We start from the raw sequence: 19723 nt of genomic DNA on the forward strand, positions 1-19723 counted from the left end.
GCCCGTCGGGCCTGCCCCATGACAGTGTGTACGTGCTTGCCCAGTACGCCGCCGCGTCTGAAGGCCTCGTGTGCGGCGGGGATGTCGGCCGGCGGGTGCACGCGCCGGCGGTGACGTGGTCGGCCAGCTCGTCCAGTACCGCGGAGCCGGGATCGGCGCGTGAACGTGCGGATGCGCCGGGAGCCGTGGATGCTCGACGCCGCGATCGCGGCCGGGGCGGGGTCCGACAGCCCGACGGTGACCATCCGGCCGCCTTTGGCCAGCCTGCTGCGGTAGCAGCGCAGCTCGGAGCCGACCGTGTCGGCGATGACGTCGAACGGCCCGATCCGGTCCGAGGTGGGGTGCCGTGGTCGAGGACCTCGTCGGCTCCCAGGTCGCGCAGGACCGCGACGTGGTGGTCGCGGGCCGGCGCGGTGACGTGGCCACCCGGGAAGCGTTCAGTGTCTGGTCAGGACAATGCGGGGCATCGGGTGGTGGACGAAGAACGTCCACATGACACTGTTGGCGTCAACGGCGTCGGACTGAGGTCCGAGGACGGACGTGAGCTCGGGTGGCAGGGGTGGGCCGCCCGGCCACTCGTGTCCCTCACCGTCGACGGTGTAGAGCTGCACGTCGCCCTGCCCGGCGCAGAGCACGTATGAGGTGAGGCTGTATCCCGAGCCCTCGGTGGTGCGGGGGACGGGGAAGCAACGGTCCTGCTCCGCCCAGTACTGAGCGGCTTGGGGCACCGAGTAGGTCCAGTACTGCTCGCTGTGGCCCTGATACGGATCGACGGGGTCGGCCGTGCCGTGGAAGCTGATCATCGGGACGGGTCGCCCGGCCGGGCAGGGTGAAGGCAGGCGCAGCCCTGCGACGGGGGCGTCCGCGGCGAAGACGCGGGAAGCGTGGCACGCGAGGTAGCTGGTCAGCCTGCCGCCGTCGGAGAAACCGGTCAGGAACACCCGAGACGGGTCGACGCAGTAGGACTGGGCCAGCAGCGTGGGCAGCGCGGTGATGAAGGCTGCGTCGTCAGGCGGGTTGGCCGGCACCGGTGCGCCGCCGTAGAGCAGATCGCCGGGCGTGTACCAGTCGTAGCCGGACAGCGTGCCGATCTGCTGGGGGATCAGCCCCTGCGGGTAGGCGACCAGGAAGCCGTTCTGGTCGGCGGTCGGGTCCATTCCGGAGAAGCCTTGCTGGAGTTGTGCGGTCGTGCCGCTGCCGTGCAGATTGACCACCAAAGGTGTCCGGCGCCAGTCATGATAGCCGGCGGGCACGTGCACGATCACCGTGCGGGCAAGCCCGCCTGACTGCACCGTCAGCGTGGTCGATCCCGAGGGGACGGCGATACCGCACCCGTCGGCCGACGGCCGGTCCGGCGCCGGTTTCGCTACGGCATCGGAGATACCGGCGCCGCCTGAACTCAGTAGAACCACTCCGGCGGCCGCGGTGCCACACCATCTGAGTACGCGGCGCCTCACACTGCTGCTCATCGTCAACCTTCTCTCATCGTGTGCTGGATCGGTCCGTCTCATGTGGACCGTTCGGGGAGGGATACTTCGTCGACGGTCCCCTGACGAATCCGCCACCCGGCCGGAACAGCGGGGGTGGCCGAGCAACGGGCGGCACCGGCCGGTCGGTGGCGCAGTACGCGGATTTCGCCGCCCGGGTGTTCATGATCGGAGGCTGTCGCGCCGGAGCCAGGCCGTGGTGTCGGCCGGCAGCAGTCCCGGCGCGTCGAGCGGTTCGCCGGAGAGCAGCAGCACGTCACCGGCCGGCAGCGGCCGCGGTCGCGAACCGAAGTTGGTGACCGCGGTCCAGCCGCCGCCCCGGCGGAAGCCGACGAGGTCGGGACCGAGGTTCAGCCACTCGAGCGTCTCGTCCTGGATCAGCTCGCGCCGCAGGCGAAGCGCGTGGCGGTAGAACGAGAGGGTCGACGCCGGATCGTCGCGTTGCCGCTCCACCGAGAAGTCCGCGAACCATGTGGGCTGGGGTAGCGGCGGCGCGCAGCCGCCGAATCCGAACGAGACGCCGGTGGAAGTCCACGGCAACGCCACCCGTGCGCCGTCGCGTCCGAGATCGGTGCCCTTGCTGCGGAAATAGGTCGGGTCCTGGCGCCGGTCGGCGGGAATGTCGCCGACCTCGGGCAGGCCGAGTTCTTCGCCCTGGTAGAGGTACATGCTCCCCGGGAGCGCCATGGCCAGCAGCGTGGCCGCTCGCGCTCGCCGCAGGCCCGTGACCCGGTCTTCCAGGGCGGGGTCGGCGCCCTCGAGCAGCCATCGGCGTCCGGACATCCCCTTCGGCAGCCCGAACCGGGTCGCGTGCCGCACGACGTCGTGGTTGGAGAAGACCCAGGTGCTGGACGTCCCGCTTTTCGCGGCCAGGGCGAGGTTGTCGCGGATGATCTGGTGAAAGCTACCGGCGTCCCAGGGTGTTTCGAGGAGGTCGAAGGTGAAAGCCTGTCCCAGATTCTGTTTGCTCGCGTAGCGGACGCGACGTTCCGCGGGGACCCAGGCCTCGGCCACCGCGGTCAACGGCGGTGAATAGCTGTCGAAGACCGCGCGCCACTGCGCGTAGATCTCGTCCAGCTCGTCGCGATCCCACAGCGGGTGATGACCGGCCGGGTAGCGCGGCGGTGCGGGATCCGCCGGGTCCGTACCCCGTGTGAGCTCCGCCCACGAAGGCAGCTCGGCGGGCAGGTCCTTGGCGAGCAGGTGAGCGACGTCGACACGGAACCCGTCCACCCCGCGGTCGCCCCAGAACCGCAGGGTCCGGAGGAAGTCCGCGCGGACGTCGGGGTGGTGCCAGTTCCAGTCGGGTTGCTCGGCGGTGAACAGGTGCAGGTACCACTGCCCGTCCGGGACCCGGGTCCACGCCGGCCCGCCGAAGAACGAGTTCCAGTCCGACGGCGGCTCGGCTCCGCGGGGGCCGGTGCCGTCCCGGAAGAGGTAGCGGTCTCGCTCCGGGGAGCCGGGCGCGGCGGCCAGCGCGTCCTGGAAGAGCCGATGCCGGTTCGAGCTGTGGTTGGGGACGATGTCGACGATCACCTTGATGCCGCGCTCGTGGAGAGCCGTGACCAGGCGGTCGAAGGTCGCCAGGTCGCCGAGCTCGGGGCTGACGTCCCGGTAGTCGTCGACGTCGTAACCGCCGTCGGCGAGGGCCGAGGGGTAGAACGGGCTCAGCCACACGGCGTCGACGCCGAGCTGGTCGAGGTGGTCGATGCGGGAAAGGATGCCTTCCAGGTCGCCGACGCCGTCGCCGTTGGCGTCGGCGAAACTGCGGGGGTAGATCTGGTACACCGTGGCCTGGCGCCACCAGCCGGCATCGCCGCGGCGGCGTTCGATCGCGACCTCGTCGGTGTTCGCCATCGGCTTCGTTCCCTCTCGGATCAGTGCGGCTGCGACCACGACGGGCAAAACCGCCGTTGCGGTGTTTTTGGTGTCTGTCTACACTCCGGCGCATGAGTGCTCACGCGCGCCGGGAACCCCGCGGGCCGTACGCCAAAGGCGTCAGCAGGCGGCAGGAGATCCTCGAAGCCGCGCTGAACCTGTTCGCGGACAAGGGTTTCGAAGGCGCATCGCTGACCGCGATCGGTGAGGCGGTAGGTGTCACGCGGGAGGGGATGCGGCATTACTTCCGGTCTCGTGAGGAGTTGCTTCTCGCCGTCATGGCGGCCGCCGACGAGCGTGCCCGGGAGTTTCCCGTCCCGCCCGAGGACGACACCGTGCTGTCGCGCATCATCGCGAGCGCCGAACACAACGCGAACGTCCCCGGTCTCATCGCGCTGTACACCACACTGGTCGCCGGCTCGGTCGCTTCGGGAAACGCGCGCTCACGCGCCATCTTCACCGAGCGCTTCGAAAACCTGCGCACCGAGATCGCCGGAGCCGTCGAGCAGGGCCAGGCCCGCGGGGAGATCCGGCGGGACCTGCCGGCCCGGGCCGTCGCCTCGCTCATCGTCGCGGCGTCCGACGGGCTGTCGATGCAGTGGATGCTCGACCCGCGGGTCGACATCGTCGAAGGCATGCAGCTGCTGCGGGAACTCATGCTGCCGTGACCGGACACTGTGGACGGCGTGCGCGCCGGGAGTAGCGGACCGTGAACAGTGCGGGCCCGGCGACGCCGATGGCCTGGCAGGTCATCATGGCGGCCAAGCTCGGACCCGTCACGACGCTGAGAACACCGCCGACGGCGCCGACGGTGAAGCCCACGGCCCACGCTGTGCTGATGATCGTGTTGGAGCGGACGAACCCGTGCGAGCCGGCAAGCGGCTCCGGGACGCGCAGCCGTGCGAGGGCGAGGGTGAACGGGCGGCGGACGGCGATGCCGGCCCAGGCCGTCACCGCCAGGACGACGAAGGGCAGCGCGCCGATGTAGGCCTGGACCGGGGAAGCGGGGTCCGAGAACGAAATGGCGGTGAGCGCCGCGAAGTAGAGCGCGGTGCCGACGTCGAGGACCAAGGCGTCCGCAGGCACGCCGCGCCGGCGTTCGCCGGCCACGGAGACGAGACTGACGACCAGCCCGGCCAAGGCGCCCCACTGCCAGCCGGCGGTGGACGCGGTACCGAAGGCGATCCACGGGAGAACGCGCCGAAGGTATCCCAATGCGGTGCGCAGCATGTGCTCGGTCACCTGTTTCCGTTGTTCGGGTTCGATTCTGTGGTCACCAGGTGACGGGGACCGAGCGCACGCCGCCGGTCAGCTGGTCGTGGCGGTGGGCGATGTCCCGGAGGTCGACGGCGAGCCGCAGGCCGGGGAAGCGGCGGATCAGGGCCGGGAAGACGGTCCTCAGTTCGGTGCGGGCGAGGGTCGCGCCGATGCAGAAGTGTGCCCCGTGGCCGAACCCGAGGTGCTGGTTCGGGCCGCGGGCAGGATCGAACTCGTCCGGCTCGGCGAACACCGAGGGATCCCGGTTCGCCGCGCCGACGGCGATGAGCACCCCCTCGCCGCGGGCGATCGTCTGCCCGGAGATCTCGATGTCCTCGCGCGCGTAGCGGGGGACGCCCAGCCCGCCGGGGGAGGCCAAGCGCAGGATTTCCTCGACGGTGTCGTTCACCCGGCCGTCGGGATCGGTGGCGAAGGCGTCGCGCCGGCGGAGGTCCGACAGCAGCATGAGGACGCCGAGGTCGATGCGTCCGGCGGTGGTTTCGTGGCCGGCGAACAACAGGCCGGTGGCGAGGTTCGCGACGTCGGCGTCGGTGAACCCGGGATACGCCTGCTGTGCCTGGACGAGGTCGGAGATGACGTCGGCGCCGGGTTCTGCTCGTTTCGCCTCGGCCAGCTTGCCGGTGTAGGCGGTGAACTCGGTCATGGCGGCGCGGGAATCGTCGGCGTCGTCCAGCCGGCCGATGCGGTCGGACAGCGCGCGGAAGTGGTCCCGGTCGGCGTAGGGCACGCCGAGCAGTGCGCAGATCACGAGCACGGGCAGCGGGAACGCGAGGTGCGCGTGCAGGTCGACCGGCTCGCCGGGGGAGCGGTCGTGCGCGGCTTGCATGTCATCGAGGCAGCTCTCGACGAGGTCGTGCACGTGGTCGCCGAGGGCCCGCATCCGCTTGGCGGAAAAGGCGGGGGCCAGCAGCTTCCGCAGCCGCCGGCTGTCCTCCTGCTCCTGGTCGTGGTCGCCGGTGGGTCCACTCAGGACAGCGGCACCGGACAGCTTGGCGGCGGTTTCCGGCGACGGATGGGACCGGCCCAGCCGAGGGTCACCGAACAGCGCCCGCGCATCGTCGTACCTGGTGGCGAGCCACAGCAGATCACCCGCGGGGGTACGGACCCGCGACAGGGGCGATTCCTCGCGTAGGGCGGCGTAGCGCGGAGCGAGGTCGACGGGGTTCGGCCTGGGGAACGGAAGTTGTGGCGCGGTCATCGAGAGTCGGCCTCCTCGGTCCTGGTCAGACACACTCTAACACGAAAACCACCGCGGCGGTGGTTTTTGCTCGGTCACCTGTCCGGACTGAGGGGTGGCTGGGACTCGGACCACCGGCGGCCGGAAGCCGTAGTCGTGCCGGCCGGGGAGCCTGTCGCGAGGACGTTCACGCCCGTTATGCGCCCGGTAGTGGCGACAGTTCGCGGGCAGCGTATGCGGCCCGGCAGGCGTGCCTGTGGTGAGAAACTCACGCGGTGGATCAGGTAGGCCAACCCGCGCAGGATGTAGCGAGTGCGGAGCAGCCGCGCGATCAGCTCGGCCATCCGTGCCGAAGTCCACGGTTGATCCTCGCCGAACCTGTACGCGGCTGGACGTTGCGCAAAAAGCCGAGCCGGCCGCCGGCTATCCGGCCGTCAAGCTGACCCGTCGGGGCCCTTCGAGTCCAAACGCCGTTAGGAGATCATCGACCGTGCCTGGCCACTGGAGACTTCCGACCGCTTGAGACCACGGCTCCGAGGGGGAGAGGAAATGGTGCCCTGGCAGCAGAAGCACCGGTTGACCGTCGTTGATGGCGAATCGGGCGGTGTCAGCCACGCTGGTTCGACGGATGTGCCTTAGTCAGTTCCTGCGCCGGTGCTCCGCTTACGCCAGCGTTCGACCGGCAGTGTCCCGTTACGTCCGGACTCCTCGACTTCGGCGGCGAGGCGCTCCAACTCGGCAATCAGCTCCGGCAACGGCTCCGAGTCGTCAACCTCGGCGCCCGCGCCCCACCTCCACGGGGACACCTGCGCGTGCCTGCAGCTCATCCCGCCGTTACCACGCCCGATGACGTGCTGCGCGCAAGCCGACCTCGGTGAGTAGCTCGAACGTCGCCTCGCTCGCTCCGGTCTGCTCGAGCCAGGCTGCCGTCTGAATCCGATCCGCTCTTGACCCGGTCTCCAGAGCCAGACGCTGACTTGGACAACATGCAGGAACCTGCATAGCACGTCTTCCTGGGGGCTGTGCCGACCACCGCCGTCCACGCGGCGACGACGCCGCGGAAGCGTTCCCAGGCCTCGACCTCTTCGACGGTGCGAGCCGCGTCTTCGACGGGCATCGCGTGCGGGAGCCTCTGAACCGATCCAGAACCCTGCCCAACGCCGAGAACGTCCGACTTGCGCTCGAACCGGTAGCAAGTACTAAGCGGTCCCGCGCTTCGTCGACAGCTCGCACCTCGATTCGAGTGCGCAATCCATGTGCAAACGCGTCCACCAGTTGCCCGACGCCGGCGCGCAGATCATCCGAACGAGGGGCGAGTCGCAGCCCGCCCTTGGCCTGGACGAGGACGAACCCACCGTCGTCCAATACGACACCAACATCGTCCACCGGCAGGCCGGTTTCACATCCGCCTGCCACCGGCCGCCGCCCTACGCCGCGGCTGTACCCCGCGTCCAGCTCAGCCACGCAGTGCGCCGCCCACCCCAGCCGACCTGCCCCTGGCCGATCTCAACACTCAGCGGATCAAGCGACAGCAGGTGCTCGGAGGCCTGATCAACGAGTACGAACATGCCGCCCTGACTACTGGTCAGGGCCGGTGACCGACTTATGGAACCCACACGTCCCAGCTTGGGAGGCGCAGCAGGACAGCGTCGAAGACGCTACGAGCGAGTGAGCACCAACAGCACGACGAGGGCGGCCACGAACACGATCGGCACCAGGATCACGTTCACCGCTCGCGGTCGGTGGAAATACGACGTCTTCTTGTCGAGCAGCATGATGTGCAATTGGATAATGGCGAAAAACGCGGCCGCGGCGGCCATGACCGACACTCCGCACAACACCAGGAATCCGATAACCGGCCCGTACCCGAACGGACCGCTGAGCACACCGGCAACGCCGGCGAACACGGCGCCGGCCGCGGCGACGCCACCCCAGCCGTATGACTGAATCGCGTAGAAATAGAGCCAGTCGACGTCATCGGCCTTGCCATCGGCCACCCGGCGCAGAATCCGCCCGCTGCCACGAGTCGCCGTTCCCTTGCGGTCCAGCAGCTTCCCGGCCAGCGTCAGGTACCACTGGGGCAGGTACGGAGTGCCCACGCGCACAGCTCCCTTCAACGCCGTGGGGGCCGGGTTGTGGACACAGCCCGGCCCCATCAGTCAGGCTAAAGGATGTCTCGTAACCCGGTGCCGGGCCGGCCGGAGTGGATCGCCCCGTTCGCCGGGCTGGAGCCAGGCCAGTTCCGCAAGCTGGTGCGGCTGGTCGCGAACCGGGGTGGCGACGAGATCGCCGACGGTCGCCCGGGACGGCAGTGGGCGTTGCCACTGGCAGACCGGGTGTTGCTGGTGGCGACGTATTGGCGGACGAACTTGACGGTGCGCCAGATCGGGCCGTTGTTCGGGGTGTCGCATGCTGCGGCGCACCGGGTGATCGACACGATCGGTCCGTTGCTGGCTTGGGCGCCGGTCCGCAGACGCCGGGTCGATGCGGTCGCGATCGTGGACGGCACCCTGGTGCCCACGCGGGATCACCGGCTGGTGATCGCGACCGGCGATCCGCGGCCGGGCAGCCGCAACGACTGCACCGTCTACCGCGACTCCGGCATCGCCGAGCAACTCGCCGACCGGCCGGTGGTGGCTGATGGCGGCTACCGAGGCAACCCCCGAGGTCGTCATGCCCTACCGCAAACCCCGCGACGGCAGCGTACTACCGGACTGGAAAGAGGATCTCAACGTCGCCCACCGCAAGGTCCGCGCTCGCGTCGAGCACGTGCTGTCCCGGATGAAGAACTACCGCTGCGCCGCCAGCACGCTCGCCGACATTGTGTCCGGAATTGCGCACCTGCACAACGTCCTCCTCGAAGCCTGACGCAACACCAGTCCCACCAACCACAACACCAGTTACGAGACAACCCTTAGCGCGGCATTATTCGAGCCGAAACACTGGGGACAACGGGAATCAATGGCGAGGGTTCGTACGATTTGGCTTCTTTCTGGGGCAATACTCGGGAAATCCGCCCTGTGGGGGAGCGCGACCGAGTATTTCTGGGCGAACCGTTTCAGTGGCGGAGTTTGTGCTGCTGCGGCCGCTGTGCTGCGTCGTCACACCCAGGCGCAGAGCCTGCTGATGGATCAGCAGGGCGCGGTGACTTCGTTGCTCGTGTCGCTCATGGTTTTCGGGACCGGCCGCCCGGGCCCGACTGGAGGCCACCATGCAGGTGACCGACCTGGATCGCCGTGCCGAAGTCGCCGCCGGAGATGAGATTCGTCGTACTGGGAACGGTGTTCGCGGGGGTGCTTCGGGGCGTAACGTCCCCATGCTCGTCTGCGTCGTCGCCGAAGCCGTGGACCAGCAGGTCGCCGCTCGGGCACGGGACGTAGAGGTGGACCGTCCCGTGGTACTCCTTGACGTCGACCCGCCGGGCCACGATCACCGATGGCGGCAGCTGCGCGTACTCGGTGAGCACGACGTCCTCGAACACCCGCTGCGACAGCGCCACCGCCAGGAACGTCTGGTCGGGGTCGGAGCGCGTCAGCAGGGTGCGCACCTCGGGGGCATCGAGCAGGCGGTGCGTCGTGATGACCGCGCCGCCGATTGCGGCGGCCGAGCCGGTGCCGGGCCCAGGGTCCAGGACCGGGCCGACGTTCAGGCTGGCCCGCATCCGCAGCCGGACGCGACGGGCTCCGCCGGGAAGCCGGTCGTGCCGCTCCGCGAGCACGTCCTGGAGCTGACCGAAGAGCCGCATCACGACTGCCGGCAAGTGGCGAGGGTCGAACCCGATCCCGAAACCGTCACCGGTGCCGTGCGGGAACAGCGCGTCACGCCAGACGTGCGCGAGACCCGCACGTTCGAAGGCCAGCGCCAGCACGTCGGGAATGGCGTCGGCGAGCACTGCCTGCCCGCGGTCGGAGTGCCCGCCAAACTCCTTGGTGTCCACGACCAGCACAGCACGGTACGGCGGCAATTCGTCCTCGCCTGTCATCCCGCTCCTCGCCTCGTTCTTGCGACGTCGGACAGTATCGCCGCCGAGCGGGCCGTGGCAGTCACCGGACGCGGCTTGTCCTCGAACTGTCACGTCTTCGCGCCGGTATCCTCGGTACCTCGCGCCGCTCGTGGCCGTATGCTGAACTTCGGGCCGAGCGGTCGGCCCCCGTCGGGGAGGATTGCTTTTGCCTGAGCCTGTGCTGGTGTCCATCGCGGCCTCGGTTGCCGCGCGAACCGTGGTTGGGTTGTACAACCTGGTGAAGTCCAGGTTTTCCGCTGACCCTGACGCCAAGGCTGTACTGGAGGCCGCCGAGTGGGCCGCGGAGGACTCGTTGCAGGTGCGCAAGCTCGCCGAAACCCTTGAGGTCGAAGAGGCGCGCGATTCGGAGTTCGGGAGGCAGATGCGCGCCGAATGGGAGCGTGCCTCGGTCGAGCAGCGCGCCGCGACCGGCGGGGTGACCAACCAGATCCTGGGGCACGTGAGCGGGAAGGTAGTCCAAGCCCGCGACATCCAGGGCGGCGTCTCTCTATGAGCGTGTCCTTGGTGGACAGCCCTCAACTGGGCGGCGCGACGGCGGCGCCTTGCGCTTGCCCGCGTGACATCGGCCTGTTGCGCTCTTTGCCGCGAGGGCGACCATGGTGGGTTCGGACCCGGAATTTAACCTAGCAGCGCAGGTCCGAGATCCGGGTATTCGACCTCCTGACAGTGCGTTACCTGAACGGCCTGGCCAGCCGCTGCATTGCGGGCAGGAAGACGTCACCCGGCGGCAAGTAAGCAACGCGATCAGATTGGGACAGCTGCTGCGCGGCCGATTACTGAGCGTCAAACGGCTGCTGACAAGGTTACCGGACGCCGGATTGGGAGCAGGTCGACGCGGCCAGGCTATCGGGGGTGAGGCTGAAGTCGGTGAATTTCCACTGGTGTTCGGATGTTCCCCGCGCGAAGATCGCGATCGCGCCGTGCGGGTGACAATAGCTGAGGCCGCCTTGGTCGGCGATGGCGGCGGTCTCGAGGGTCTGGGCGAGGATCGTCAGTGGGGCGCCGTCGTTTGCGCGTAACTCGGCGATGGCCTCGTCGGCGGTCCGCGTTCCAAACGGATGGTCCATCAGCTCGGCCAGCGTCTCGTAATCGTGCTGGCAGGCCGCTTCGTGCACGACGCGTACAAGGCCGAGGGTATCAACATCTACGGGTCGACCTGCCTGGTCGACGGTCGTGACCGGACCGCACGTCGGCGTGATCTGGGGTGGCACGGGGCTTTGCACGAGGTCGGGTCCGTCCGCTGGGGCGCCGGTCCTGCCGAGCGCGAGCCAAGCCGTCCCGACGATCAGCACCAGGAGGACTACGGCTCCCGCCGCGTACCACGTTCTTCTTCTCATGACCTTCCCCAGTGCTCGGTGGTCAGCACTTCGGCGAGACGTCCAGGTGCTGTGGATCCGGTTCCCGGCTGACACTGAAGTCTGACTTGAGCTCGTAGGCGGTCCGGTACGACGCCACCTGGCTTCCGGCGCAGGAGTACCCGGTCACGCGAAACGGCTTCCCGGCATTGTCGATGATGGTCTGCCTGATCTCCTTGCCAACCTGGTAGACCACGGCGAGAACGTAGTCGTAGGCGCTCTTGGACGCCAACGCGGTCACGACCACTTCACTGGTTTCGCCGTTGGTGAGCTTGATCGTGTGGGTGGGAAAGTACGGACCCGCGGGATAGTTCCGATCTGTGTTTTTGTCCTGCACCGCCTCCTGCAGAACGGGAAATCGGTCGTCCAGGTTGAGCAGCGTCTGCGCCGAGTCCTCCGCTCCTTGCGGTGGAACCAGCACGAGACTGCCGTTCAATGGAGGTGTCTTCTTGCGGATCACGACCCTGATGTCGGTGACGACGACTTGTCCCGCCTTCGGTCCCTCCAAGTGGAGCCTGATGACCTGGTGCTCCAAGCTTGCGGCGCCGGTCAGCCGAACGTCGAGCGCGAGAGCCTGATCCTCCGTCGCCGCCATCGGCCGGGCCAGCCTCGTGGCCAGGCCGGAGTCGGGGAAGCCGGGATCTTCACTTGCGTAACCCCATGGTGCATGGTCGTTGGCCGACAGATCCGCGGTCACCCGCAGGGCGGACGGCACTTGGTCCGGCTGATCGCCGGCCGTGGAACCGGACGGCCACAGCCAGACGACTCCCGTTGCCGCGAGGGCAACCACCAGCCCGCCGGCGAGCCACGGCCATAGCCATGCCGGGCGCCGAGCCGGGCGTCGGCCGATGTGGACGTCACCGTGGATGTCGCGAGCCTGGACAACCTGATCGGTATTTCCCCATTGGACGTTGCTCGAAGAGCTGCCACCACCGTCAACCGGATCGGGGGGCGCATCGTCAGCCATCGAACTCCCAAGATCCCGCGAAAAGGAGACCAGATCGTACCGGAACCTCATCCGGGTCGTCTCCGACGGTGCCTACGACAGCACCCGGCGAACTGGGCGTAGACCTCAAGGGACTTACACGCGCACGAGGAACGAGTATGCCGAGGTAATCGATCTGCCGATCTCCGATCATCGCCGGCGGCGTTTGCGGCCAGCTTGATGTCAGTCGAACGATGTGGGCACGCAGCTGGTCGCGTGCGGGCTGAATCGGAATCGTTCCCTATCTGAGTTTGATCACAGCGTGATAGCGCCGGGTGGCGCCGATGTCGCGATCATGCCGCCGCGCCGCCGAGCGTGTTCGAGCAGGCTCTGCGGTCCCTACGCCGGGGTGGCCGGGCTGGCGGTCCTGAACATCGTGACGCTGCTCGTCGACTCGAGTTTCGTTAGGGTTCATGCGGAAAACCGTGGCGATCTTGTTCTCGGTGGTGGCGCTGGCCACCGTCTTCGCCGGGCCGGCGAACGCCGTGTCCTACCGGTGGCCGGACGGGGCAATCTTGCAGCGCGGCCGGGCGCCGGACAAGACTGGATTTCTGGGCCGGCACGGGTTTCCGGGCTTGCTCGGTGGTCGCGCAACTGTTCCGGGGTAGGCAGCCCCGCGCCGTACGTGTGGGGGATGGGCCGCAGGACTTCGCCGATCGGGCGGCGCGGTGTCGCCGGAAGAGGTGTTGCGGCCTTGTGGCCGTAGCCGACAGCACGACCAGCTGCGGCTCGAGCCGCCCGCTGAGGACGCAGTCGCGGACCAGGTTGTGGTGCTCGTTGGTTCGAACGGTTCGGTGTACACGCACGATGCCAGGTTTAGCCGAGTCTCCGTGAGCAGCACGGCGCTGGCGGCTTCTCCGGCGCGGAGGTGGTCGAGCTCGGTGTCGCCATCGGTGGCGAGCCGGGCGATCGTGGCACGACGCCGGGCAGTGAAATCCCGTGCCGGTCCCGGCCGGCCGAAGCGGGACCGGCCGGGTGATAGTCGGCTGATGATCATTACCGCCACCCGCCGGATGGAGGTGTGGACTGCGGAGATCCGGGATCACCTGGTGCTCGGCCTCGGCGTCGCCCGGCCTGCCTCAAACCGAGCGTGTCGAACCGCCGAGGGCGTCGAGGCCCTGATCGCGGGCCTCCCGCGCGGTCGTCAGCTGCACCAGCTGGTGAACGAGTGATCCGCGCGGTAGCGAAGGTTCACCGTCCGGGTGTTTCCCGGGAGCCTGATCGGACCTGGCCGGTCCGGGTCGAACGCGAAGCCACCGCCGACGAAAGTGACGCGTGTCTTCGCCGGGTCGGCGGGGCTGTCGCCGATGGCCCAGATCTCGATCGCGGTGACCTTGCGGCCGAAATGGGCGGCGACGAACAGGCTGGACCTGCCGTCGCACGGGATCGAGACGTAGTCGTCGTCAGCGGCGGGCGTCAGCATGGCAAGTCCTTCTTCCGGTGTCGTGGGCTGGAGGTCGGCGTCGACGCCGGGCCAGTGGCCGGCGACCGACGAAATGTCGTAGCCGGGTGCGACGTCGCCGCGGTACTGCTTGGCGACCGCGCCGGCGGGGATCGTCGGATCGCCGTCGAACCGGGCGATCCAGTAGTGCGGCTCGGCGACTCCCGCCGAGTGGAAGGCGTCGCGGACGGACGGCCAGGTGGAGGCGTTGCAGTAGATCGTCGGGTCGGCTCCGGCGGTGCGGCGCATCCGTACCCAGCCGGGGGCCTGGTCGGCCCGGGCGTCACCGGGTTCGACGTCGAGCACGTGCCCGGCGTTCGTCGTCGGCTTCTTGACGATCTCGACTTTCACCGCGTCCGGGAACCGTGCCCAGTCCGCCGCCGTCCACGGCTCGAGCCTGATCTTGTCGATGTAGCCGGCGACCATGGCCGCGGTGCCGGGGATGTGCGTCGCTGTCACAGCGTCGTACATGGTGCGCATGTTTCCTCCATTCGGAATTCCGTGCCGGTCTTTGTCGGCCGTGTGGTCCCGCCGGCGGACCCCACGATCACAGAGCGCGTCGACAATCCGTCGACAGCGCATCGACTGGCCTAACTGGCTCGCTGGAACGGCGTAGAGCCGAGCGAGATTGTCGACGGATTGTCGACGGCCCGTGCGAGTGTGGTCCCCACAGCGACTGGGGGACCTGCCTTATGGAAGAGACACCGGCGTTGCGGGTCGTCGTCATCTCACCCGTGCGCATCTACGTTCAAGGCCTCGCGCGCCTGCTCGACGCCGAGCCCGGCATCCACCTGGCCGGGACCGCGGGCGGCGTCGACACCGCCGTGCCCCTGCCGGCCCGCTCGGACGCCGACGTGATCCTGCTCGACATGACCGGGGACATGGCAGGCGAGCGCGGACTCGCCGCTTTGCACCGGCTGACCGGCCTCACCGCGGTGCCGTGCGTCGTCCTCGGCATCCCGGACCGGCCGGCCGAGGTGGTCGCGTGCGCCGAGGCGGGGATCGCCGGTTACGTGACGAACGAGCACGGCTTCGCCGATCTCGTCGGCACGCTTCGATCGGCCGTCAGGGGCGAGTTCACCTGCCGGGCGGACATCGCCGCCGGGCTGGTGGACCGGCTGGCCGTGCTGGCCCGCGATCGGCGGCCCGCGGCGTTCGTGAACCTGACGTCCCGCGAGCTGGAGATCGTCGCGTTGATCGAGTCCGGGTACTCGAACAAGGAAATCGCGCGGCTGCTGCACATCCAGCTCACCACCGCGAAGAACCACGTGCACAACATCCTGGAAAAGCTGGGAGTCCGCGGCCGGGGTGAGGTGATGGCGGCGGTGCGCAGCAGGCAGTGGGGCACCGACACCGCGCGACCGCCGTCCCCGGTCCTCGCGGAATCCGGCTGACCGGATCCTTTCCGGACCGAAGCCTGATCCCGGAGGTTCATGACGGTCGCCGCGCCGGCCAGCAGACTGGTGTCCGAGGCGGTGAACGTCGATGAGTCCGATACGAGTTCTCGTCACACACATGGTCGCGCTCGATTGCGACATCGTGCGGCGGATCGCGGGGGAACGGGACGACCTGACGATCGTGGGCTCCGTGAACGGGCCCGACGAGGCAGCCGAAGCGCTGTTACGGCCCGGTTTCGACGTCCTGTTGCTGTCCGCGTCGCAGCCGGAATCGCTGTGCGGCTATCTCGGCCTGATGTGGGAGAACCCGCGGCTCGGTGTCGCGGTCGTCGATCCGACCGATCGGCTCGGGCTGGTCCGGGTGTGCCGGATCGCCGAACGGGTGCGGGGCGCCGGCGCCGAGTGGCCGGAGTACCTGGTGTCCGTGCTCCGGTCGGCCGCCGACCCGGGCTGACAACCAACGAGGAGGAACGAACATGGCCGTGCGGATCAGGAGCCTGCTCGTGTCCGGCCCGATCTTGGTGCCGCTGAGCACCGGCCGGACCGTGCGCCTGTCCCCGGGACAGGAGTCGGACGAGTTGCCCGACGTCGAGGTCGCCGGCAGCGACAAGGTCGAGAAACTGCGCCGGCAGGGCCTCATCCACGTCGAGTCGGTCGACGAGGACGACGACGCCGCCGAACGGGAGCCGGCGTCGCAGCGCCCGCGTTCCCGGAAACGTGCGGACACCACCGAATGAGCGACAGGAGACCATCATGCCGACCGTGAGCTATCCGGGTGTCTACGTCCAGGAAGTGGCAGGCGGGGTGAAACCGCTGGACACCGCCAGTACGTCGACGGCCGCGTTCGTCGGGCTGACCGAGATGGGACCGGACGCCGGCCCCACCCTGGTCACCAGCTGGACGGCCTTCCAGCGCACCTACGGCTCGTTCATCACGGACGGCTTCCTCGCGCACAGCGTGTTCCAGTACTTCAACAACGGCGGCCGGCAGTGCTACATCGTGCGGGTCACCCGCTCCAACGCCACCGTCGCGAGCGTGACGATGAACAACCGGGCCGCGGTCGCCGGCTTCACGTTCAGCGCGAAGAACAAGGGCGCCTGGGGCAACACCCTGCTGCTGCAGATCGAGGACGGCACGCTGGACCCGGGCAACCTGTTCAAGCTGTCGGTGCGCCGCCAGGACAACGCGGGCGTGCTGCCCGACGACCCGCTGGGCATCGCGCCGCTGGAGGTGTTCGACAACCTCAGCATCGACCCGGGTTCGCCGGACTACGTGGTCGGCGTCGTCGGCCAGGGTTCCAGCCTGGTGAACGTGCAGGTAATTCCGGGCAACGCGGCCAGCCTGCAGCACGGCGTGCACCGCGGCGGCGTCAACCCCGTGCTGCCGCTGAACGGCAACCTCAGCTTCCGGATCAATGTGGACGGTGACGGGTTCCAGACCGTGACCCTGCCCACCGCTGCCGGCACGACGACCGCGCTGACCGACGTCCGCGACGCGATCCAGGCCGCGGTGCGGTTGCTGGTCAAGAAGAAGACGTCCACCGACCCAACGGCGTTCAGCACGTTTGCGTGCTCCGTGGAGACCGCCGGCGGTCAGTCCCGGCTCGTGCTGCAGTCCGGCACCAGCACGGCCACGTCCTCGGTGCTGGTGCAGCCGGCCGCGGCGACCGACGCGGCCGCCCAGCTCAAGCTCGGCGACGGCGGCGGTGGCCGGTCGGAGAGCGGCAACGCCGTGCAGCGGCCCGCCAACGCCACCGCCATCCAGGTCGGTGACGCGGCCGTCGTCGCCCCCGTGACCGCGGCGGTGGCCGGGTCCGACGGCACGTCCGCGATCAGCGAGACCAGCTTCAGCAACGCCTTCCCGCTGCTGGACCGCGTGACCGACTTCAGCCTGCTCGCGGTGCCGGGGGAGAGCACCCCGGCGATGGCCGACCTCGGGATGGCCTACGCCGCCAACCGGCCGCTGCAGGACGTCTTCTACATCGGCGAGACCGGTTCGCACGACGACACGGTCGCCGAAGCGACCGCGTTCCGCAACCTGCTCACCACCGCGAACTCCTACGGGGCGGTGTACTTCCCCTGGGTCAAGGCGCTCGACCCGACCGGCCAGTCCAGGGATCCGATCCTGCTGCCGCCGTCCGGCCACGTCGCGGGCCTCTACGCCCGGATCGACGCGGCCCGCGGCGTGTGGAAGGCGCCGGCCGGCACCGAGGCGAGCCTCAACGGCGTCGTCGGCCTGGCCGTCGAACTGTCCGATGTGGACCACGGCAACCTGAACCCCAAGGGGGTCGACGTCATCCGCCGGTTCCCCGGCGCGGGCGTGGTGGCGTTCGGCGCCCGCACCATCTCGTCGGATCCGTCGTGGCGCTACGTCCCGGTCCGCCGCACCGCCATCATGCTGCGGGTCAGCATCTACAACGGCATCCAGTTCGCCGTCTTCGAGCCGAACGACGAACCGCTGTGGGCGCAGCTGCGGCTGGCCGTCGGGTCCTTCATGACCGGCCTGTTCCGCCAGGGTGCCTTCCAGGGGGCGACGCCGGCCCAGGCCTTCTTCGTGAAGTGCGACGCGGAAACCACCACGCAGGCCGACATCGACGCGGGCGTGGTCAACGTGCTGGTGGGCTTCGCGCCGCTGAAGCCGGCCGAGTTCGTCGTGGTCAGGATCAGCCAGCAGGCCGGCCTGGCCTCCGGATAGCGGTGCGGCGCAACGAAAGGAGTACGGCCAGATGGCCAAGTTCACAGTCAACACCACGCGGCTGGATCCCTACACGGGGTTCCGGTTCAAGATCAAGGTGGACGGCCGGTACGTGGCGGCCCTGAACAAGTGCAGCGCCCTGAAGAAGACCACCGAGGTCACGCCGTGGTACGAGGGCGGCGACGCCAGCGGCCCGCACCAGATTCCCGGCAAGACGAAGTACGACTCGATCACCCTGGAGGCGGGAGTCACCCACGACACCACCTTCGAGGACTGGGCCGACAAGGTGAACAACTTCCAGGGCGACGCCGCGACGTCGCTGGCCACGTTCCGCAAGGACATCACCATCGAGGTCTACAACCTCGGCGGCCAGAAGGTGCTGGCGTACAACGTCTACCGCGCCTGGGTGTCGGAGTACCAGGCGCTGCCGCAGCTGGACGCCGGCGGCAACGCGGTGATGATCAGCACGGTCAAGCTGGAGAACGAGGGCTGGGTTCGGGACACCTCCGTGGCCGAGGTCAAGGAGAACTGATGAACCTGTTGCCGGGCGGCTACCGGGACGCCGACGGCGTGCTGCACCGCGAGTTCGAGCTGGTGCCGCTCACCGGTCGCGAGGAGGAGTTGCTGGCCCGCCGGTCGGCGGCCCCCACCGCGGCGCTGGTGACCGACGTGCTCAGCCGCTGTGTCGCCCGGCTGGGTGCGATCAGCCCGGTGTCCCGGGACGTGGCCCGGCACCTGCTCGTCGCCGACCGGCTGTACCTGCTGCTCCGGTTGCGGCAGGCCACGTTCGGCGACGTCGTGCGGGCCGCCCTGACCTGCCCGTGGGCGGAGTGCGGCGAACAGATGTCCGTCGACTTCTCGATCGCCGACGTGCCGGTGGACGAGCAGCAGGACCGCGCGCCGCAGTACGCGATGACGCTGCCCGACGGCACGGAGGTCGCGTTCCGGCTGCCGACCGGCGCCGACCAGGAACTGCTGTCCGATCGGCTCGCGGTCAACGAGGCCGAGGCGCTGACGGCTTTGTTGTCCCGGTGCGTCCTGCGGATCGGAGGGCGCCCGCCGGACCCCGGCCGCATGGCGGCGCTGCCGGCGCCCGCCCGGCTGGCGATCGAGGAGCGGATGCGGGAGCTGGCGCCGAAGGTCGAGCAGACCCTCGCCGCCCGGTGTGCCGAGTGCGGGCGGACGTTCGTGGCGCCGTTCGACGTCCACCGGTTCTTCTTCGGCGAGCTGCGCACCGACGCCACCGTGCTCTACCAGGAAGTGCACTACCTGGCCTACCACTACCACTGGAGCGAGGACGAGATCATGGCGATGACCCGCGACAAGCGGCACACCTACATCGACGTGCTCGCCGACGCGATCGAGGTGCTCAACAGTGGCGCCTGACAGTTACCTGCGCGGGGTGCTGGCCGACGGGGCGCGGCCGGTGTGGTTCCGGGCCGCCGTCCGCGAACTGCTCGGCGTACCCGACGACGGCGGCGTGCGGGTCGCCTTCCCGCCCCGCCCGCCACGCGGCGGCTTCCGGTACCTGCGGCAGCACGGGGCCGCGCCGAGCGTTGCCGAGTGGGACGACGGATCGTACTGGCTCGCCGAGACGGACGACTTCCCGTTCGTGCCGGAACCGGTCCTGATGGACGTGGCTGAGCCGGCCGAACGCCCGTCCGGCCGGCTGAAGCGTGACAGCGCCTCGCCGCAGGCCGCGAGGGTCGTGGAGCAGGTGTCGCGGCCCGCCGACGCGGGAGTGGCGGAGCTGCCGCCGCCTGCCGATGCCCGAGTGACGGAGATGCCGCCGCCGGCCGGCGCCGGAGTGACGGAACTGGCGCTGCCGCCGACCGCCGGGCGTTCCGCCCTGTCGGCGATGCGGGCGGAAACCCAAGGGGTGCAGGAACAATCGAGGCCGGATGACAGATCGGCGCTGCCGCTGCCGCTGCCGCTGCCGCTGCCGCTGCCGCTGCCGCTGCCGGTGCCGGTGCCGGTGCCGGTGCCGGTGCCGGTGCCGGACTCGAT

19 protein-coding genes and 1 pseudogene are annotated in these 19723 nt (G+C 69.1%); 11 read left to right on the forward strand and 9 right to left on the reverse strand.

Annotation, left to right across the window (positions count from 1 at the left end; all coding sequences use genetic code 11):
* Positions 1-437 precede the first annotated feature (437 nt).
* Positions 438-1469 (reverse strand): alpha/beta hydrolase family esterase, encoded by a 1032-nt coding sequence (locus ACGFMK_RS42240; protein ID WP_392775418.1) that lies wholly within the window; start codon positions 1467-1469, stop codon positions 438-440.
* A 180-nt stretch (positions 1470-1649) separates the two neighbouring features.
* Positions 1650-3344, reverse strand: a complete 1695-nt coding sequence (locus ACGFMK_RS42245) for an alpha-amylase family glycosyl hydrolase (RefSeq protein ID WP_392775421.1) — start codon at positions 3342-3344, stop codon at positions 1650-1652.
* A gap of 92 nt (positions 3345-3436) precedes the next feature.
* Between ACGFMK_RS42245 and ACGFMK_RS42250 the strand changes: the two genes are divergently transcribed.
* Positions 3437-4033 (forward strand): TetR family transcriptional regulator, encoded by a 597-nt coding sequence (locus ACGFMK_RS42250; protein ID WP_392775424.1) that lies wholly within the window; start codon positions 3437-3439, stop codon positions 4031-4033.
* Here the strand turns inward: ACGFMK_RS42250 and ACGFMK_RS42255 are convergent.
* The 3 genes from ACGFMK_RS42255 to ACGFMK_RS42265 form a co-directional block, all read right to left on the reverse strand.
* Positions 4020-4607, reverse strand: a complete 588-nt coding sequence (locus ACGFMK_RS42255; RefSeq protein WP_392775427.1) for a hypothetical protein — start codon at positions 4605-4607, stop codon at positions 4020-4022. The two genes, ACGFMK_RS42250 and ACGFMK_RS42255, sit on opposite strands and share 14 nt — an antisense overlap.
* 31 nt (positions 4608-4638) lie before the next feature.
* Positions 4639-5841 carry a cytochrome P450 gene (locus tag ACGFMK_RS42260; protein WP_392775429.1) on the reverse strand — a complete coding sequence of 401 codons (1203 nt, stop codon included), beginning with the start codon at positions 5839-5841 and terminating at the stop codon, positions 4639-4641.
* 1637 nt (positions 5842-7478) lie between these two features.
* On the reverse strand, positions 7479-7919 hold the full coding sequence (locus ACGFMK_RS42265) for a hypothetical protein (protein WP_392775432.1): 441 nt from the start codon (positions 7917-7919) through the stop codon (positions 7479-7481).
* A 72-nt stretch (positions 7920-7991) separates the two neighbouring features.
* Here ACGFMK_RS42265 and ACGFMK_RS42270 point away from each other — a divergent pair.
* Positions 7992-8688 (forward strand): annotated as a pseudogene (locus ACGFMK_RS42270) (transposase family protein).
* 298 nt (positions 8689-8986) lie between these two features.
* Here ACGFMK_RS42270 and ACGFMK_RS42275 read toward each other — a convergent pair.
* A complete protein-coding gene (locus tag ACGFMK_RS42275) occupies positions 8987-9802 on the reverse strand; it encodes a hypothetical protein (RefSeq protein WP_392775435.1) in 816 nt (271 codons plus the stop codon).
* A 205-nt stretch (positions 9803-10007) separates the two neighbouring features.
* On the opposite strand from ACGFMK_RS42275, the gene ACGFMK_RS42280 reads away from it, so the two are divergent.
* A complete protein-coding gene (locus tag ACGFMK_RS42280) occupies positions 10008-10337 on the forward strand; it encodes a hypothetical protein (RefSeq protein WP_392775437.1) in 330 nt (109 codons plus the stop codon).
* A 310-nt stretch (positions 10338-10647) separates the two neighbouring features.
* Here the strand turns inward: ACGFMK_RS42280 and ACGFMK_RS42285 are convergent, their stop codons facing one another.
* Complete coding sequence (locus ACGFMK_RS42285; RefSeq protein WP_392775439.1) at positions 10648-11136, reverse strand: hypothetical protein; 489 nt, start codon at positions 11134-11136, stop codon at positions 10648-10650.
* Between the two features lie 67 nt (positions 11137-11203).
* Positions 11204-12166: a hypothetical protein gene (locus tag ACGFMK_RS42290; protein WP_392775441.1), complete on the reverse strand. Its 963-nt coding sequence runs from the start codon at positions 12164-12166 to the stop codon at positions 11204-11206.
* A gap of 1007 nt (positions 12167-13173) precedes the next feature.
* Here ACGFMK_RS42290 and ACGFMK_RS42295 point away from each other — a divergent pair.
* Entirely contained in the window at positions 13174-13356 is a 183-nt protein-coding gene (locus ACGFMK_RS42295) for a hypothetical protein (protein WP_392775444.1), read from the forward strand.
* On the opposite strand, the gene ACGFMK_RS42300 is transcribed toward ACGFMK_RS42295, so the two are convergent.
* On the reverse strand, positions 13329-14105 hold the full coding sequence (locus ACGFMK_RS42300) for a hypothetical protein (protein ID WP_392775446.1): 777 nt from the start codon (positions 14103-14105) through the stop codon (positions 13329-13331). The two genes, ACGFMK_RS42295 and ACGFMK_RS42300, sit on opposite strands and share 28 nt — an antisense overlap.
* 212 nt (positions 14106-14317) lie before the next feature.
* On the opposite strand from ACGFMK_RS42300, the gene ACGFMK_RS42305 reads away from it, so the two are divergent.
* The 7 genes from ACGFMK_RS42305 to ACGFMK_RS42335 form a co-directional block, all read left to right on the forward strand.
* Positions 14318-15019, forward strand: coding sequence for a LuxR C-terminal-related transcriptional regulator (locus tag ACGFMK_RS42305; protein ID WP_392775449.1), 702 nt, complete (start codon positions 14318-14320; stop codon positions 15017-15019).
* Positions 15020-15140: 121 nt separating this feature from the next.
* Complete coding sequence (locus ACGFMK_RS42310; RefSeq protein WP_392775451.1) at positions 15141-15476, forward strand: hypothetical protein; 336 nt, start codon at positions 15141-15143, stop codon at positions 15474-15476.
* 22 nt (positions 15477-15498) lie between these two features.
* Complete coding sequence (locus tag ACGFMK_RS42315) at positions 15499-15759, forward strand: hypothetical protein (protein ID WP_392775453.1); 261 nt, start codon at positions 15499-15501, stop codon at positions 15757-15759.
* Positions 15760-15775: 16 nt separating this feature from the next.
* Positions 15776-17716, forward strand: a complete 1941-nt coding sequence (locus ACGFMK_RS42320) for a phage tail sheath family protein (RefSeq protein WP_392775456.1) — start codon at positions 15776-15778, stop codon at positions 17714-17716.
* A 31-nt stretch (positions 17717-17747) separates the two neighbouring features.
* Positions 17748-18248 (forward strand): phage tail protein, encoded by a 501-nt coding sequence (locus tag ACGFMK_RS42325; protein ID WP_392775459.1) that lies wholly within the window; start codon positions 17748-17750, stop codon positions 18246-18248.
* Positions 18248-19102 (forward strand): DUF6760 family protein, encoded by an 855-nt coding sequence (locus ACGFMK_RS42330; protein WP_392775462.1) that lies wholly within the window; start codon positions 18248-18250, stop codon positions 19100-19102. The genes ACGFMK_RS42325 and ACGFMK_RS42330 overlap by 1 nt, the downstream gene beginning before the upstream one ends.
* Positions 19092-19723, forward strand: a 632-nt coding sequence (locus ACGFMK_RS42335; RefSeq protein WP_392775464.1) for a hypothetical protein, incomplete at its 3' end; no start/stop codon positions are given. The genes ACGFMK_RS42330 and ACGFMK_RS42335, both read left to right, overlap by 11 nt.

Source organism: Amycolatopsis sp. NPDC049252, assembly GCF_043197175.1.
GTDB lineage: Bacteria > Actinomycetota > Actinomycetes > Mycobacteriales > Pseudonocardiaceae > Amycolatopsis.